The organism is Pelagimonas varians (assembly GCF_003208435.1).
Lineage (GTDB): Bacteria > Pseudomonadota > Alphaproteobacteria > Rhodobacterales > Rhodobacteraceae > Pelagimonas > Pelagimonas varians.
In genome coordinates this window covers 247886-263659 of the sequence record NZ_QKMF01000003.1, presented here as the reverse complement: position 1 = coordinate 263659, position 15774 = coordinate 247886, and the positions used below count along the sequence as shown (strand labels likewise).

The following is a 15774-nucleotide window of genomic DNA, read 5'->3' as shown; positions in this document are numbered from 1 at the left end:
ATGTCATTTGTCGAACTGAAGGATGTGCGCAAAGCCTATGGCGCGGTCGAAGTCCTGCACGGTCTGAACGCCGACATTCAAGAGGGTGAGTTTATCGCCATCCTCGGCGAAAGCGGCTGCGGGAAATCCACCCTTTTGCGCACCATTGCGGGACTCGAAGAAATTTCGTCGGGCCAAATCTGCATCGGCGGCAAGGTCGTCAATGACATTTCGCCCCGCGACCGCAACATCGCCATGGTGTTTCAAAGCTACGCGCTCTACCCGCATATGACTGTGGCGCAGAATATCTGCTTTCCATTGCAACTGTCCGGGGCGTCAGACGCAGAGCAAAAAACACAGCTGCACCGAGCGGCGGAGATGCTGGACCTGACGGCCTATCTGGATCGCAAACCGCGTGACCTGTCGGGCGGTCAAAGGCAACGCGTGGCCATGGGACGTGCAATTGTCCGAAACCCAAGCGTGTTCCTTTTTGATGAACCGCTGTCCAATCTTGACGCAAAGCTGCGCGTCCAGATGCGATCGGATATCCGGACCTTGCAACAAGAACTGGGCACAACGGCCATTTACGTCACCCATGACCAGATTGAAGCCATGACAATGGCCGACCGGATCATGTTGATGAACAAAGGCAAAATTGAACAATTCGGAAATCCGTTGCAACTGTATGACCAGCCAGCAAGCAAATTTGTCGCCGGATTTGTCGGGTCACCGCCGATCAACCTGATCCCCGGCAAGATTGCTTCGGTTCCAAACGCTGTTTTTGAGTGTGACAGCCTGCGAATAGCAATGCCCGGCACTCCGCTCGCAAACGGCGAGGCAACGCTGGGCATACGCCCCGAAGATATCTCATTTTGCAGTGATAGCGCGGCCACAAATGCCCAAGGTCAGGTCGAAAGCATGGAATGCACCGGCGACAGGACCGTCGTCGATATCTCGATCGCCGGCACCAAGATTAAAGTCTCTTCACCCCAACGGGTTGGCTTCGACAAGGGCGCAACGGTCAATCTATCGTTCCAGCCGGAAAAATGCCATTTCTTTGGGCCTGATGGACTGCGTGTACGGCTTTAGGGCGGGCCGTACTCTCGGCAGTGCTGACCATCGGCTTTTGGCCGCGAATGCCTCCCTCTTGTCTGGCATCCAAAGACAAACACTTGGAGCGGGGCAATGAGGGTATCTCGAACGCGCTTTCAGCAAGCACGAAGGCCTTCGCCAATGGCAAATTGGGTGAAGCGTTTGACCGGTACAACTGCACACCAGCCAAAGCCGCTAACCTGCCGGCCGACTTGTTATGCCCCCCTAAACGGTCCGTGCCAAAGGGAGATAGGCTGGACGAGAACTACGCCCCAATAGCTGCCGCGTTTAGTACTGCAGAACAACGATCTTGCATACAACGAGTTCCAGATTGAGTTCTTGGAGCAGGTGGTGATACAGTTTGCAAATGAATATTAGACGTGCGAACCAAATCGCAGAGGCCCTTGAACAGCTCGTTTTTGCGGGCGAATTTCAAGATGGCGAACGCCTTGATGAGGTCAAACTTGCGGAGCAATTTCATGTGTCCCGCACACCTATCCGCGAAGCATTACAAGTGTTGGTCAGCTCCGGAATGGCCGTGCAAATCCCGCGGCGCGGAGTTTTCATCCGGCAACCCGGACCTGTCGAACTCATGGAAATGTTTGAGACAATGGCCGAAATTGAAGGCGTGTGCGCCCGTCTCGCGGCAACACGGATGACGGACCTTGACCTTGCCGAGCTGGAAGCCGCGAATAATCGATGCAGGCATGCAATCGAAGAAACTGATTATGATCGCTATTACTTAGAGAACGAGACGTTTCATCAAATCATCTATCGTGGAGCAACAAACGGCTTTTTGGAAAAGCAGGCGCTCCAGCTTCAAAATCGTCTCAAGGCCTACCGTAGAATTCAACTCCGTTTTCGGGGACGGCTTACCCAGTCTATGGGTGAACATTCACAGGTTTTGAACGCTTTGCGGGACGGGAATGCAGAAAAAGCGGCAGAAGCATTGCGCAGCCATGTCGCTGTTCAGGGCGAAAAGTTTCATCAACTTGTGGCCAATCTCAACCGGTGACTCAGCGCTCTTATTCAGCGTCAGTTTTTTTCTGCAAAGACTATAGTCCACTGCATGACGTTGTAACAACGCTTGCGTTTTAGGTTGTGGAACGTCTCAGAACGCCCTTTCGTCGCGATTAGCACATCCCCACGAAATGCCAAAACATCCAGCCGAATACTCTCAAAATCCAAGAGCACCTTCAACGGCCCTCAGCCGGCTTTCGGCGGGGCCGTTTCATGCCTTTCTAGCCGGTAGTCCCGAACACTTTAGCCTATCAAGCGATAAACGATCGTGGTGCTAGCATCGCCGCGCATTCCAATTGCCTATCTATCGGTGGCTCCTTACCCCGGGCTGGGCAGTGGCGGCAGTTGACGGAGATACAAAATGACTGCGTCCAGATCGTCTTCGGTCATTGCCGCATAGTGATGATATCCCATGGGAGGAAGCATGCGAGCCCCATCAGGGCGCACACCTCGTGTAATCATCGTCTTTAGCTCCGCATCGGAATATTTGGCCAGCCCGTCAGAATGGGTTGTCAGATTTGATGAAACTGACGTGCCCCAAGGTCCGTGAAATACAAACCCGCCTGCCCCGAGGTGAGTGTCAAGCTTTGGCCCTTTATCCCCCATCGGTGTATGGCATTCGACGCAATGCGCGACAGGGCCTGCAAGATACGCACCATAGGCAACGCTGACTTCTTGAGGCGGCGCAGCAACACTGTCCACCGGCGGTCCATAAGCAGGCGGCAAAGGGATATTGTAAGTTGAAAATGGTGTTTCATTCTGACTGGCGGGGACTGTGCGCAAAAACGCGACGATCGAATACAAATCATCGTCGGACAATCCCCGATAAAGGCCGATTGGCATGGGTGGCCCTATCACCGTCCCATCGGGCCGAATGCCTTCCCGGATTGCCTTGGCAAGCTCATCGTCCGTCCAATCCGCAATTCTGCTCGCCGGAGTAATGTTAACAGCCCAAGCTTCAAACGCAGGGCTTTTTTCAACAATAAAGCCCCCAAACTCATTGGACATATCCGGCCCCTCAGGCGTTTGCGGCGTGTGGCAGTTTCCACATCCCGCCGGCCCTCTGACCAAATATTCTCCTCGATCTACCGAAACCTCGGCTGAAACAAAACCTGCAGAAAACGAAGCAACCAAAGCAACTAATAGCGTCCGCATATCACTCTCCCCTTTGTCGCAGGCAGAACCACTGCCCCGCAGTATAGTGTGAGAGTAAGTTGCAAATGCGAAATTCTCCAAGAACTCTTTTCATTGTGCCCCTGCGCAGCACGTTCATCCGGTCTTTTGTTCCCCGCCCTTTTGAGAAGGTTTGGGCATTTTTTCCGACCTGAGGGGGCAGGTGACTTTTTGCGCAAAACGCTCTCATTCCCCCTCAACGGGGGAAGTCCCCAGAATTGGTCGCGGTCAACAAGGGACTATCTTGGCAATATGCCTAATGGGACTTTTCGGAGCAGAACGGACGTCCGCACCAAGGCTGACTTTCCCAAGACTATATATGACGAGATCAGAGGTGTCAGGCAAACCAACGGACGTATTTGCCCGCAGCATATGCAGTCACGGGCGCAAAAGCCGCGCAGCATCTGGACGTGCTGAAACCCGACAACTGTGCCCAGCAGGGGTGGCCTCATTTAGCAGAGTTTGGGCCTAAAGACATTGCCTTCGATACGGAATTGATCGGAAAACCCATTGTGTCCACACATGACACATTTACTTTTCTGAACGTGTTTTTTGCATTTCGCATCGGTCGCGGTTAGGCTTGATCCATCGACAACATAGAGGTTCATCATGCCCCATAAAATTTTGTCCGCTTCAGCATTCCTTATTGCCCTTGGTGCCCCCGCGATAGCAGACCCGACCCTTGGATTTGGTCTGAACTTCACCTTCGGAAACGGGACTATCAATTCCGGTGTGGGGGTGCGCCTGTTTTCCAATGATACCCCCGATGAATTCGCGGGCTCCCTTGGGGTTGACTATATGTTCGGATCCCAAGGTTGGCGTGGAAGCATCGGGGCCGCCTATATGATGGAAAACAGCTATCTAGAACTCAACGGTGGGTATGACTTCAACCGCGGCGGTTTTGATTTCGGACTTGGCGGCGGTTGGGCGAATACCGACAACGACGACGATGATGACGACAACAACGGATCAGATGACAGCCTTGTAATCATGGATCCAGCGGGTCCAGTCGGCGACGTATAAAAACCCATTGATTTCGATCATAAACTTGGCCGATCTGGAAAACCCTGTTGAAAGAGCCCTATTGGGGGCTCTTTTGGTGTCTTTTGAGTAGTATTTGCGCTGAGCGTGCCGCGCGCAGTCAAGGCGACTAGTACCCACAATATGTTTCGGCACCCTGAGACGCACGGCTTGTAAATGTAGCTCACCAATGGGGGGACTTTTCCAACGGCAGAGGCAATCAGAGCGCTTGATGCCCCAGATCTGCGCCGCCATCAGGCCGCTTCATTGCAAATTGACCGATGCTTACGTGTCTACTTCAAGAACAGATAACAAAATGGGCCGCCCTGTTAGAGCGGCCCAAATCATTTTGCATAAAACCAGTTAGTGCTTTGCTGCATTCCGCTGTGCGTTGATCACAGTCTGCTCCAACGGATTATAGCCTTCTGGCACCGGAACAAGGTTCACGTCTTTGGACCATTTCTCATAGAAGGTCCGCATCTCTACAACCAATTCCGGCATGTCCGCAGCCAGATTGGTCAGCTCTGACGGGTCGGCTTCGATGTCGAACAACTCCCACGCGCCATCCCCTTTTGGTGCAAGGTTTTGCATCAACTTATAGCGCCCTTTGAACACAGCAGACGATCCGGCCAATTCGTACCCGACCGGCTGGTCTTCGCCGCGCACGGTTTGCACGTCCCCCTTCAGCACTGGCAGCATCGAAATACCATCCGGCACATAAATCTCGCGGCCATCATAGACCGGACCGGGGCGCTCTACCCCAGCGACCTCTAGGATCGTTGGCAAGACATCGCGAACATAGGCGAACTTTTCAACTTTGCTGCCCGGCTCAACCACACCCGGAAAGCGGACGATAAGCGGAACGCGCAAGCCGCCTTCGGTCGAGAAGGTCTTGAAGTAGCTGCCCGGTGTAGCAGCGGCTGCTGCCCAACCCGGACCGTAATCCGCATAGACACCTTTTTGACCCATGGAAGAGAAATCGCCGTTAAAATCTTCGATATACACCTTGTCATAATTGGCGTTGTACCAATCACGATAGGCTTCAGACTGCGGCAGCTGGTTCGGATCAGGGCCGTTGTCGGATTGGAAGATCACGAGCGTATTGTCCAATTCACCCTTTTCTTCGAGAAAGGACAAAATCCGGTCAATGTTGCCGTCCATGTTGTCGAGCATACCCGCGTAGGTTTGCATCTGACGCGCATGAAAAGCTTTTTCCTCATCCGAAAGCGCGTCCCAATCCGGCATCTGCCAAGGTTGGAAAGACGTTTTCAAAAGATCGCTGTCCAACTCGATCCCGGGCGAAACCAAGCCCATTTCCTTTTGCGTGGCCAAACGTGAGGCGCGCAATGCTTCGAACCCAGCGTCATAGACGCCGTCGTATTTGTCGATGAACTCCTTCGGGGCCTGATGCGGATAATGCACCGCCTGATAACCAACCCAAGCCAGAAACGGTTTGCCGTCGCCCAGATTGCTGTCGATGTAGTCGATCATCGTTTGCGTCCAGAAATCAGAGGAATAATACCCCTCGGTCGGCAGGCTGGTCAGAGTGTCGTCTTCGTAATAATGAACCCGATCATAGAAAGGCGCATAGGGTTGTTCGACCCAGTTGTCAGCACCACTTTCGGCCAGCATAAAGCTTTTCTCGAACCCGCGATCATAGGCGATCGTGCCCGGTTCATGCCCCAGATGCCATTTGCCGGTCATATAAGTGTGATAACCCGCATCCTTAAGCAAACGCGGCAAGGCGACAACCTTGTCGTTCAAATGCCCCTCATAACCCGGCTCACCAAACTGGTTGTCTGCCTGGATCTCAAGCATGTTGCCCAGACCGGCCAGATGGTTGTCGACCCCGCTGATCAACATGGTCCGGGTCGGAGAACAGGATGCGCCAACATGATAGTTGGTGAACAACATCCCTTCCGCGGCCAACCGGTCAATGGTCGGAGTTTCAATTTCGCTGCCAAAAGCACCAACATCGGAAAACCCCATGTCGTCCGCAATGAGAACGAGGATGTTCGGGCGGTCGTCTTCCGCCCATACCTGCGTGGATACAATTGAGAGCACACAAGCGCCCGTCAATGTCTGAAATGTCTTTCCGAAATCCATCTGGAATCCTTTTGCAACTACCTACACACTGGGGCCGCTGGCCCGAAGCCCCCCCCGTTTTGCAGGTCGGTACAGCAAAAGCGACCATCCTTGCTGCGTGTTACACTTTGTGAAACAGGCGTTGCAAGTTGCGCAATCTACGGAATATATCCGCCCCGAAACCCAACGGAGAACGCCATGCTCAACGATCGCACACTTGCCGCAGTTCGGGCTTTGGCGAGTTTTCACAGCTTTCACGAAGCCGCAGAGAGTCTGGGTATGTCGACTGCTACTCTTTCACGCCATATCGCCAAGGCCGAAGAATTTTGCGGGTTCATGCTGTTTGAGCGCCGCAAAAACGGGTCAGCCCTAACCGCTGGCGGCGAACGGTTCTTACTTTTGGCAGATGATTATACTGCTTCGACGACACGTTTCGAAAATGGGCTACGGCAAACGAGAAACGCAACAGAGATGTTTTTGCGCATCGGATGCGGTCCGTTGACAACGGATACTCTCATCGGGCCGTTGCTGGAACGGATGCTTGCCAAACAGCCAGATCTGCGGGTCAAAGTTGTTGTTCGGGCAACCAAAGAACCGGTCGAAGAGCTGCGTGCTGGCGCTCTTGATATTGTCATTGTGGATCTGACCCATACCAGCAACCTTGCCAATCTCGATATCAAAGTACTCGAAAAACGGTCGGTGGCATTTTTTGCGCGGGTTGGCCATCCGATCCACGAACTGGGGCCAATAGCCGCCCGCCAAGTGTTTGATTACCCGCTGGCTTCGGCCCATCTGCACAGGCATTGGCGGGCAACCGTTGCAACAATGCTTGGCGGGGATTCAACGGCATGGCGGCGGGTCGAGGAAATGCCCGCCATCGAATGTGATGACTTCAACTTGCTCATTCGTTTGACGGCCAAAACGGACCACATTTGTGCAGGTATGCCCGAAACATTTGCCAAGGCCGTGGCAGATGGGACCCACCGCGAGGTTCAGTTATCACACCCAATGCCGTGGAACATTTGCGCTGCCCGCAGGCGCGGTCTTGGATCTCAAGCGGCACATTTGTTCTGGGATGCTTTGCTGGCTGGACAGCCCTAAGGGAAGGGCCGGCATCCGTTTAGCCCGCAGGCTTTTAACGCTGCCAAGACCCTCTGACATCTTTTCACTAAGGGTCACGTGACACTGCGGAACTGTCGGCCAAAAAGGGAAAGGCCCATCCGGGCCTTTCCCCAACAAACAAGCCGCCGAAGCCATCTTGCAAACTATCCATGAAGTCCTGAGTTACATATCGGAGAAAATTGCCCACAACTTGGCTTCGAACGCTTGATACTCCGCTTTAATCTGATCCATGTCGTCAAAGCTTTTGGCAATCTCGGTCTCGGTTTTGTCCAATGCCTCAAGATAGCGGGTGCGCAGCGCCTCTTGCGTCACTCCCTTTAAGTTTTCCAGCAAACGTTTTTGCTCTTCTCCCAAGGATTTGTAGCGGGCTTTTGCGGCGTCCTCCAACCGGCGCGCCGTTTCGACCTTCACCTTCAATGCGCTGGCCTGATCAAACGCTGCACGAAGATTGTCGTTTACTGTGATCCTTCCGGATTCAATATCCGCCAACACAGACCCGAAATCCCCCGCCCCCAAACGCACGCGTTTTTGGAACCGGTTGGTTTCGACCAATGACACCATACCCGATCCATCCATGACCGGAGCAGTGATCCGATAGATGCCATTGGCCTGTTCGGCCTCACCGTTGGTGCTGTCCAACTCTCCAAACCCAACCGGATGCTCGACTGTAAACAAATCGGCCATGTCTGGCAAAGCGCCCGAATAGGTTGTTGTTCGGGTGTCTTCGAAATCCAGTGTCAGTTTGCCAGCCTGATGAACAACCGTGGTTAGCCGTATGCCTCTGTCCTCAACAGTTTGAATATCACTGCCAGTCACCGCCGCAAAGGGCAGCAAAGTCGATTGACCGGCCTGCATCCCCAAGAATGGCGCATCGCCAACAAATCCATTTTCATCTTGAACCGAGACAAGCCCTGATGCCAAAGCCTGATCAGAAGTGATTGAGGCCGCCATCAAGATCGTGCCCTGCCTTTTGGACGGGCGATACAGGCCTCGAATTTCAGGCTCGATTGACACATCTAGATACATCAGGTTTGCAGTGCGCCCATCCTTGAGATCAACGGCATCCGGCAGGCTGTAGCGCAAAATACCGCTGCTATCCAAGGCATCTCCGGCAGAGGCGCTTCCCGAGGCGGGGCCGGAGTCTTGGGCCCTACCCACCGAATGGGCGCGGCCGGAATGCATGGACAGCAATCCAATCCCCGCGCTGCTGGCCTTAACTTGAATCGGTTGGGGTTTGGCACTGTCATCCTTGCTGCGGCTGACAAATCGCGGGTCAATCAAATCGCGATCAAACGCCACCGGTGATCCCGTGGTCAGGGTCATCTCGACATCATCCCAATCCGCACCCGAGACGTTTTCAAAGGTAGCCCAACCCTGCAGACGCCCTTCGTCCAGCAACAAACGCCAAGAGTTTTTCCAAGCCGCCGCCTCGGTCACATACGAAAGATCCACGTCGCGGGCACTGTCAGCCTCAAGCATCAGGTCAAACTGACGGGTGGCGCGGGTCACTTGCCCTGCATTAAGGGCGTCGGCCAGCTTCTCGGCAATCTGGGGTGAAAAGCCAACTCTGACACCGGGGGTCAGCACGATTTCAACAACGCCTGTCCCCGACAGCACAATGACTGCCGCACGGTTGACGCCTTCGCCATCTTCAACGGCGATAAAGTGGCGAAGCCCCATGACCTGCCCCGTGATGCTGGATGTCGCCGTGGTCACGGTTACGATCTCCCCCCGAAGCGCACTCAATAGCTGCTCTGTGTCTTGCGGAACACCTTTGGAAAATGCGGTTTCACGCAGCGCCGCCGCTGCGGACCCCGGCGTATCGGTTTGCAGATCAACAACGCCGCCCGCCGGATCGCGCACAACCAAAGACGCCAGAACATCGCTCGAAGCGGCCTCTGGCACGGTGAAGCTGATCAGGTTGCCATTGGCTTCGGCCGTCATGGTGTAGCGGGCAATGCCTGCCTGACCCAGTTCGATCTGGGTGATCTCGGGCGCGGCCTGCGCATTGGCAAAACCGGATAGGCAGGTGGTGATCAGCATAAGGGCGGAAAAGGTGGTTTTGGAGCGGAGCATCGGAGCTCTCCTTATTCTTAAAGGGTGTAATCAGGCGGCCGCGTTAGGCCGAAACTGCCCTGAGTAGGCACCGATCGGCGATTCAAAGCACTGGGGGAAATCCCCCAATTCGCCCCCTGTCAAATGGGGTGTTTCCCCGATCCCAAGGGCGACCGGCATTCGGCATGATGAGGATGTCGAACGGCAAAACACGCAGCGTCGGCACAGCGACGAACACAAACGAACCCAACCACCGGACATCATTCGATCCGGCACCAAAAGGAACAAGACCATGATCGCCAAGACAATTTTCGCCACCGCCCTGATCGCCATCACTGCTTCTTTGGCCACACCGGGCCATGCCCGCGGCAACTGCAAGGATGCCTATATCCATGCGGAAAACCTGACCGGCGGGCTGATAAAAGTGGTTGATCTGAACTTCAAGATTTCCGGCTACGGCAAGAAATCGGAACCGATCCGCAATCAGGACGTCCCCGCAGGTCAGCCATTCACCGTCACCCGCAATCTTGAACATGCAAATGAACGCCAGACGCAGGTGACGATCCTTTACCGCACCCGCACCGACAACAAGCATTTCAACAAATGGAGCGGTCTAAAACGTGCCTCGTCCGAGTTTCAAGAGTGTAAGCGCAACCGCACCTTCAACGTCGTTTTGACCGACTGACCCACACTGACTGGAAGCCATTTTCGCAAAGGACAAACCCATGAAACCTCTTATCAAACGCGTCTTGATGATATTGGCCCTCGGTTTGGCCTCTGCGGCAATGGCTCCGCCATCAGCTGCACTGGCCAAAAGCTGTGGCGGGTCCGGGCAGGCAGCCTGCGCTTGGCACAAGCCCGGCCCAGAGTGCCGCACCTGGCTGCGCGAAGTGCGCGGCTATTGCAAACCCTGCGGAGCCAAAGGCCAGAAAGCTTGCAAGATTATTTCCAAGGGCAAAGCCTGCAAACCTGGATTATTGATTAAAAAGGGAAAATGCGTTCCGGCCAGCAGCACTATGATCGGCCAGATCGGCGACAAAGTTGGAGATACAGTAGGCGGTGTCTTTGGCGGCGGAAAAAAGGAAAAACTTCAAGCCGCAAGCCGCAAACACGGGCCCGAGATTGCAGGCATCGCCCGTCAAATCTCGCTTGCTTTGCCAGATGGGCGCGACGCCAAGGCACTTGCCCAAGCAATCAAAGACAAAGACGGCCGCGCCATACAGCGCATTTTAAGCAACAATTCAGACCTGCGGACGAGTTTTGAAGCGCTCGAACGTATGGGGTTCAAGACCGTAACTGTCGGGATAGAAACCAGTGGCTCGTTTGTAGCTGGCGGTGCCCATGAAACCGGATTTGCTATGGATCTGGATTTCGATGGCACTCCCAAGCTCTATACCACCACATCGCTGAGCGGCGGGTATCACTTTGGCGGAGGCAACGATCTGGTGTTTTCTTTCTTTCGCTCAAGTCACACCAAAATTGACGGGCACGCCTTTGGCACTATCGCCGAATTCGATGCGGGATCCGGAGTTGGACTGAACATGTGGTTTACCTCCAAGCCCTTCGATTTCGCCGGATTTTCAATCGGGATCGGTATTGGCAGCCTCGGCGGTGGCGGGGCGGTGACCTACGCCCTGACCAAAATTTGGAACTAAACCCTGCCCCAAGTACACTGGCCCCCATGGACCCAAGGGGGCCACTTTCACCACCTCAATTTTTCGGAGCCCTTTTATGAAACTGATCCACCTTCCCCTGATCGCCCTGTCCGGTCTTGTTGGCGCAGCTGCGCAGGCCGCAGACGCAGATGCCCTGTTTGATCTGCGCGAAACAATTGCCCCACAAGAATGCAGCCTACCGCCGGAGATCGAGAGCCAACCATTCGATGCAGGGACACTGCACAAGATCCCATGCCGCGCAACATTCTCTGATTTGGTTTACGTAATGGTCTATGACGAAGGCGGCATCCTGACCCCGCTTTTCTTTCCTATTCCCGGCTTTAGCTTTGTGCCTACTTCTCAGACATCAGGCAGGCCATCTCATCGCGTAAAGACGGGTCGAATGACGGTGTCCCCCTTGGTGTCATCCCCCGATGTCCAGCCGGATTTTCGCGTGATTTCTTCCAGCCAGAGGATAGCCCCGGGCATCGGCGACGGGCGAATTTCGCACAGCTATCAAGTGAATGACACCCGCCCAGAACTGCTGGATGCCTTTGTAGATTTAGACGGACAAGACCGTGTTTGGCTCTGGATGCCTGAATCCCCCTATGAGACCCCGAAACAAGGGGCCCTGATGACGGAACTGGGCCTGTCTTTTGATCTGGATGGGTTCACCGTTTTGGAAACACCTGCCCTGACGTTGGAAGACCCCAAGCAGATTTCCAGCCATTTGAACCTATACTTTCCCACACAAGAAGAAGGCCGCCCGCAAATCGAAACCGCGATGCAGCAAACCGGCGATCAAATCGCAGCGACGATCCTAAGCAGCGGATGGGCCGATGATTCCGTTTCCGGGCGTGCCTATCGGGTGTTGATGCAGCAACGCGGCGCGCAATGGACTGTCACTGGCCTTGGGGCATTAAACGTCTGTTATCGCGGCGACGCCCGCCTCAGCCAAGGCCCCTGTCCCTAAAGAGACAAAGAAAAGCAGGTTCCAAGCCCCGGTACCGATGTCACCTCAAGCAACATGCCGTGGTCACGCGCGAGGTCAAAACAAACCGACAGCCCAAGACCCTGGCCGGTTGAACTGTCGCCTTTGACATAAGCGTTGCTAAAGTGCGCGATGTCCTGTGCACGCATACCCGGACCAGTGTCCACAACCCAAATCCGTGGCCGGGAGCCGTGCCGAACCCCAACCAGAACGCCGCCCTTATCGGTATATTTGATGGCGTTCGACACAAGGTTTGTTACAATTCGCATCAACACCAGCGGCGGCGCGGTGGTGTCGCGCGCGCTGCTTACAACCCGTAGGTCCAGCCCCTTGGCCTGCGCTTCACCTTGAAACATTTGCAAAACAGTCCCCAATGGCACGGACAGAGCATAGGTCTCTATCTCTGTTGTGTCGCCCCCATCCCCTGCCGTTTCATCGCCGTCCCAGCCTTCATCGGCACCATCTTCAGCATAGCCACTGGCCAGCGCGCCCAGATAATCAAAGGCATCATTCAAACGCGATTTCACCTCGGGCTGCATACCTGTGGCCAGTCCATCAAACGTCATGCGCAAGGACATCAACGGTTGGCGCAAATCATGTGACGCGGTCGCCAGTTGCCGTTGCCGCAAAGCCGCCAGTTCGCGGGCGCGGGCATAGTTGCGCTCTGCCGCCAAAAGCTCCCGATTGCGGTCTGCCTCGGCTTGAAGCGCTTCCACACGCGCTTCGACTGCGCTGAGATGACGGCGGCGCAGCGCAATCACATTTGCAGTCAAAAAAGTCATCGTTGCCAACAGCAATGCTGCAAAGACCGCGCGCATCGCCGTCGGCGCATCAAGCCATCGCCCTCCCAGCCCGCTAACCACCAAAGCAATCACAACCACAGCGCCCAGCACCGCAAGACCGGCCACCCAAATCGCCCCGACGGGCGGCGCGACATCATCTTGGGCAAAGGCCCGCGCGGAAACGACATTGGCGATCAGCATCGCACCTATCAATGCATAAGACAAAACTGCTGCGATTGGCCCCGGCGCCAAAATCGCAAAACCAAACCCGGCGAGCGACAATAACGCCAGTCCAGACACGGCCCGACCAAGGCGCGGCGCAATGCGGGCCACCCCTGCCCCCGCCACCAAAAAACCTGCCCCCGACAGCGCGAACAACAGGCCAAAGCCAATGCCGGAGGCATATTCAGGGTGCTGGGGGTAAACCGCGCGGAACAACAGGCCGTCAACAAAACTCAGCACCCCCAAAAACACTAGGAACAGGACTGCATTCCAGACGCCAACAGCACTGCGCATCGCGGCCTGAAAGCCAAAGAAAAACACCAAACAACTGAGCGCAAAGGCATAAAAAGCGGTCAAGGCCACCCCCCACCCAAACGAAGCTTGGGCCAAATAGTCGGGGCTGTGAATCTCCATACCGAAATCGGGAAAGGGACCGGTTTGAACATGGGTCAACAAGGTCACCTGTTCACCGGGCGACAGCGCAAATTCCGGCGTCCGCAAGCGGTTCACCACATGGTCAACGGGGTCAAACGGCTCAAAGATCGAATAATCCGTCAGGTTTTCTGTCAGCCCGCCGGTCCGCACTAAAAATATCCGCACACCGCTGACCAAAGGCGCATCCAGTGTCACTACAAACCGGTCATCCGGTCGGCCATCTTCTGCGGTTTGATTGATGATTTCCACCGCAGCCCATGTTTCAGGCGAATGCCGCGCGCTATAGGAAATGGTCTGCAAGCCGCGCCTGAAATGCCCGTCCCGAAAGGCGCTGATCGCCGCGCTGACCTCTGGATCAAGCGAGGCCCAATAGCTTAGATCCGGCACCATATCGGCGGTTTCGTGGCCCGGAGCCAATTCAACCAACTGTGCCTGCACCGTACCGCACCAGACAAAAAGCATCACGAAGCAGGCCAAAACTCTGGGTATCAACCTGCGGACATGGCACATTTTGGTCAGGACCTTTGAGGAATTTCAAAATGAAAGAGCGTGGGAAATACTATGCCGTTGTCGCGGATGATCATGCAATAGTGCGCAGCGGTTTGCGCGCCGCGCTTGAAACGCCGGGGCAGATTGACCCAGACGGAATAGAGGTCACAGGCGAGGCGGAAAATGGCCTTGAAGCTATCGCGCTGGCCCGCCAACACAAACCCGACCTGTTGCTTTTGGACGTGCAAATGCCCCTTGCCGGCGGTGCCGAAGTGGTGGTCGAAGTCCGCAGGTGGAGCCCGGATACCAAGATTGTGGTGCTGACCGGCGTGACCGCGATCGGGATGATCAGCGCCTTGGTCGACAGCGGCGTTGATGGACTGTTTTCCAAGGGCGACGACAATCAAGAATTATACATGCGGTTGCCAAGTATTTTGAGGGGCCAACGCTATATCGCCCGGCGCTTTGTTGCGGCCTTGAAAGAAAAGCCCAAGGGCGCACAACTGACGGGGCGGGAGCGGCAAATGCTCAATATGATTTTGGCTGGGCATTCGAACAAGGACATCGCCGGAATTCTGGGGATCAGCGTCAAGACGGTCGACAAGCATCGGACAAGCATGATGCAAAAACTGGATGTGCATTCCGTGCCCCAGCTTATGGCCTTTGCCTTGCGCGAAGGCTTGGTCGATCCGGCCTCGGAACTCTGACTTGAATGGGGGATTGGCCCCATGTTGCGACACCGGCCCAAAGGCTAGTTTAATCCTGAACCGCAGGCCCAGCGCCTTTGTAACGGGAGAGACAGGTGTCACGACATTTAATACGATGGATTTTGGCCATCCTTTCCGTGTTTATCTGGCCGCATATCGGGATCGCCCAAGGCGACGATCTTGTGTCGTTTCATGGTGCCCGCGGCGATCAGGTCGATATGGTGGTGGGGCTGCGTATGTCCGGCGGATATCCCAGCCAATTGGTGCGCATCTGTCTGGAGAACCCAACGCAGAACGCAACTGAAAAAGGACTGGGCAATCGTCGTGATGTGAAACCGGATCTTGTTGTGGCAAGTGGCGCATCCGGCTGTCTTGACCTTTTGCCCGTGCGCCAGACTTTGGTGCTTTGGTCCCGGAACACCGACGGCGGATTTGACATCTCGATGATGGCGCCTTTGGATTTGCGGGGAACAACCGGCAATATCTATTTCCTGCGCTGGTCCAAAGAACCCGCGCAAAACAGATAGGCACATTTGATGAAAAAAACCGTTTTCGCAGCCCTGCTCAGCGTATTATTCGCCACCGCTCCCTATAACGTTCGCGCACAGGTGTTTTCCGCGACGCAACCAGAGATCAATGCCTTTGTCGCCGCCGACGCCAATCGCGACGGCAATTTGTCCTTGCCTGAGTTTCGCATCTTTGTGCAAGCCATGGCCAAGTCCGGCCAACCAACTGCCAAAACAATTCGCGCTTTTGCCGCCTATAGATTTGCCTTTGGGATTGTAGACGCAAACAAAGACAACCTCGCCTCTCCCGAGGAATTGCGATCTGCCGACACGGGTTATCGGAACAAGTGACACCAATGCAGGCAGGTCCCTTGCCCCGCCTCGGACTTCTTGATTGACCCTGTTTCCCCAACTGGTCTTGCAGGAATTTGCCCACTATGC

At 55.1% G+C, this 15774-nt stretch carries 14 protein-coding genes; 10 read left to right on the top strand and 4 right to left on the bottom strand.

Features of this window, described 5'->3' with window-relative positions; genetic code table 11:
• Entirely contained in the window at nt 1-1068 is a 1068-nt protein-coding gene (locus tag C8N36_RS05615; protein WP_097805590.1) for an ABC transporter ATP-binding protein, read from the top strand.
• A 370-nt stretch (nt 1069-1438) separates the two neighbouring features.
• The gene (locus tag C8N36_RS05610; RefSeq protein ID WP_097805589.1) at nt 1439-2086 is read left to right on the top strand and encodes a GntR family transcriptional regulator; all 648 of its coding nucleotides are present in this window, start codon (nt 1439-1441) and stop codon (nt 2084-2086) included.
• Between the two features lie 323 nt (nt 2087-2409).
• On the opposite strand, the gene C8N36_RS05605 is transcribed toward C8N36_RS05610, so the two are convergent.
• Nucleotides 2410-3246, bottom strand: coding sequence for a c-type cytochrome (locus tag C8N36_RS05605; RefSeq protein ID WP_097805588.1), 837 nt, complete (start codon nt 3244-3246; stop codon nt 2410-2412).
• Between the two features lie 627 nt (nt 3247-3873).
• Between C8N36_RS05605 and C8N36_RS05595 the strand changes: the two genes are divergently transcribed.
• Nucleotides 3874-4287, top strand: a complete 414-nt coding sequence (locus tag C8N36_RS05595) for a hypothetical protein (RefSeq protein WP_097805586.1) — start codon at nt 3874-3876, stop codon at nt 4285-4287.
• Nucleotides 4288-4647: 360 nt separating this feature from the next.
• On the opposite strand, the gene C8N36_RS05590 is transcribed toward C8N36_RS05595, so the two are convergent.
• On the bottom strand, nt 4648-6390 hold the full coding sequence (locus C8N36_RS05590) for an arylsulfatase (protein ID WP_097805585.1): 1743 nt from the start codon (nt 6388-6390) through the stop codon (nt 4648-4650).
• Between the two features lie 177 nt (nt 6391-6567).
• Between C8N36_RS05590 and C8N36_RS05585 the strand changes: the two genes are divergently transcribed.
• The gene (locus C8N36_RS05585; RefSeq protein ID WP_097805584.1) at nt 6568-7470 is read left to right on the top strand and encodes a LysR family transcriptional regulator; all 903 of its coding nucleotides are present in this window, start codon (nt 6568-6570) and stop codon (nt 7468-7470) included.
• 183 nt (nt 7471-7653) lie between these two features.
• On the opposite strand, the gene C8N36_RS05580 is transcribed toward C8N36_RS05585, so the two are convergent.
• Entirely contained in the window at nt 7654-9567 is a 1914-nt protein-coding gene (locus C8N36_RS05580; protein ID WP_097805583.1) for a hypothetical protein, read from the bottom strand.
• 271 nt (nt 9568-9838) lie between these two features.
• On the opposite strand from C8N36_RS05580, the gene C8N36_RS05575 reads away from it, so the two are divergent.
• The 3 genes from C8N36_RS05575 (at nt 9839) to C8N36_RS05565 (ending at nt 12174) form a co-directional block, all read left to right on the top strand.
• A complete protein-coding gene (locus tag C8N36_RS05575; RefSeq protein WP_097805582.1) occupies nt 9839-10231 on the top strand; it encodes a hypothetical protein in 393 nt (130 codons plus the stop codon).
• 40 nt (nt 10232-10271) lie between these two features.
• Complete coding sequence (locus tag C8N36_RS05570) at nt 10272-11201, top strand: hypothetical protein (RefSeq protein ID WP_097805581.1); 930 nt, start codon at nt 10272-10274, stop codon at nt 11199-11201.
• A 76-nt stretch (nt 11202-11277) separates the two neighbouring features.
• Entirely contained in the window at nt 11278-12174 is an 897-nt protein-coding gene (locus C8N36_RS05565; protein WP_110767817.1) for a hypothetical protein, read from the top strand.
• Here C8N36_RS05565 and C8N36_RS05560 read toward each other — a convergent pair.
• Nucleotides 12171-14093 carry an MFS domain-containing histidine kinase gene (locus C8N36_RS05560; RefSeq protein WP_245910735.1) on the bottom strand — a complete coding sequence of 641 codons (1923 nt, stop codon included), beginning with the start codon at nt 14091-14093 and terminating at the stop codon, nt 12171-12173. The two genes, C8N36_RS05565 and C8N36_RS05560, sit on opposite strands and share 4 nt — an antisense overlap.
• 77 nt (nt 14094-14170) lie before the next feature.
• Between C8N36_RS05560 and C8N36_RS05555 the strand changes: the two genes are divergently transcribed.
• From C8N36_RS05555 to C8N36_RS05545, 3 genes are all read left to right on the top strand, one after another.
• The gene (locus C8N36_RS05555; RefSeq protein WP_097805578.1) at nt 14171-14827 is read left to right on the top strand and encodes a response regulator; all 657 of its coding nucleotides are present in this window, start codon (nt 14171-14173) and stop codon (nt 14825-14827) included.
• Nucleotides 14828-14922: 95 nt separating this feature from the next.
• Nucleotides 14923-15354: a hypothetical protein gene (locus C8N36_RS05550; RefSeq protein ID WP_141468120.1), complete on the top strand. Its 432-nt coding sequence runs from the start codon at nt 14923-14925 to the stop codon at nt 15352-15354.
• A gap of 9 nt (nt 15355-15363) precedes the next feature.
• Nucleotides 15364-15684: an EF-hand domain-containing protein gene (locus C8N36_RS05545; protein ID WP_097805576.1), complete on the top strand. Its 321-nt coding sequence runs from the start codon at nt 15364-15366 to the stop codon at nt 15682-15684.
• Nucleotides 15685-15774: the final 90 nt, after the last annotated feature.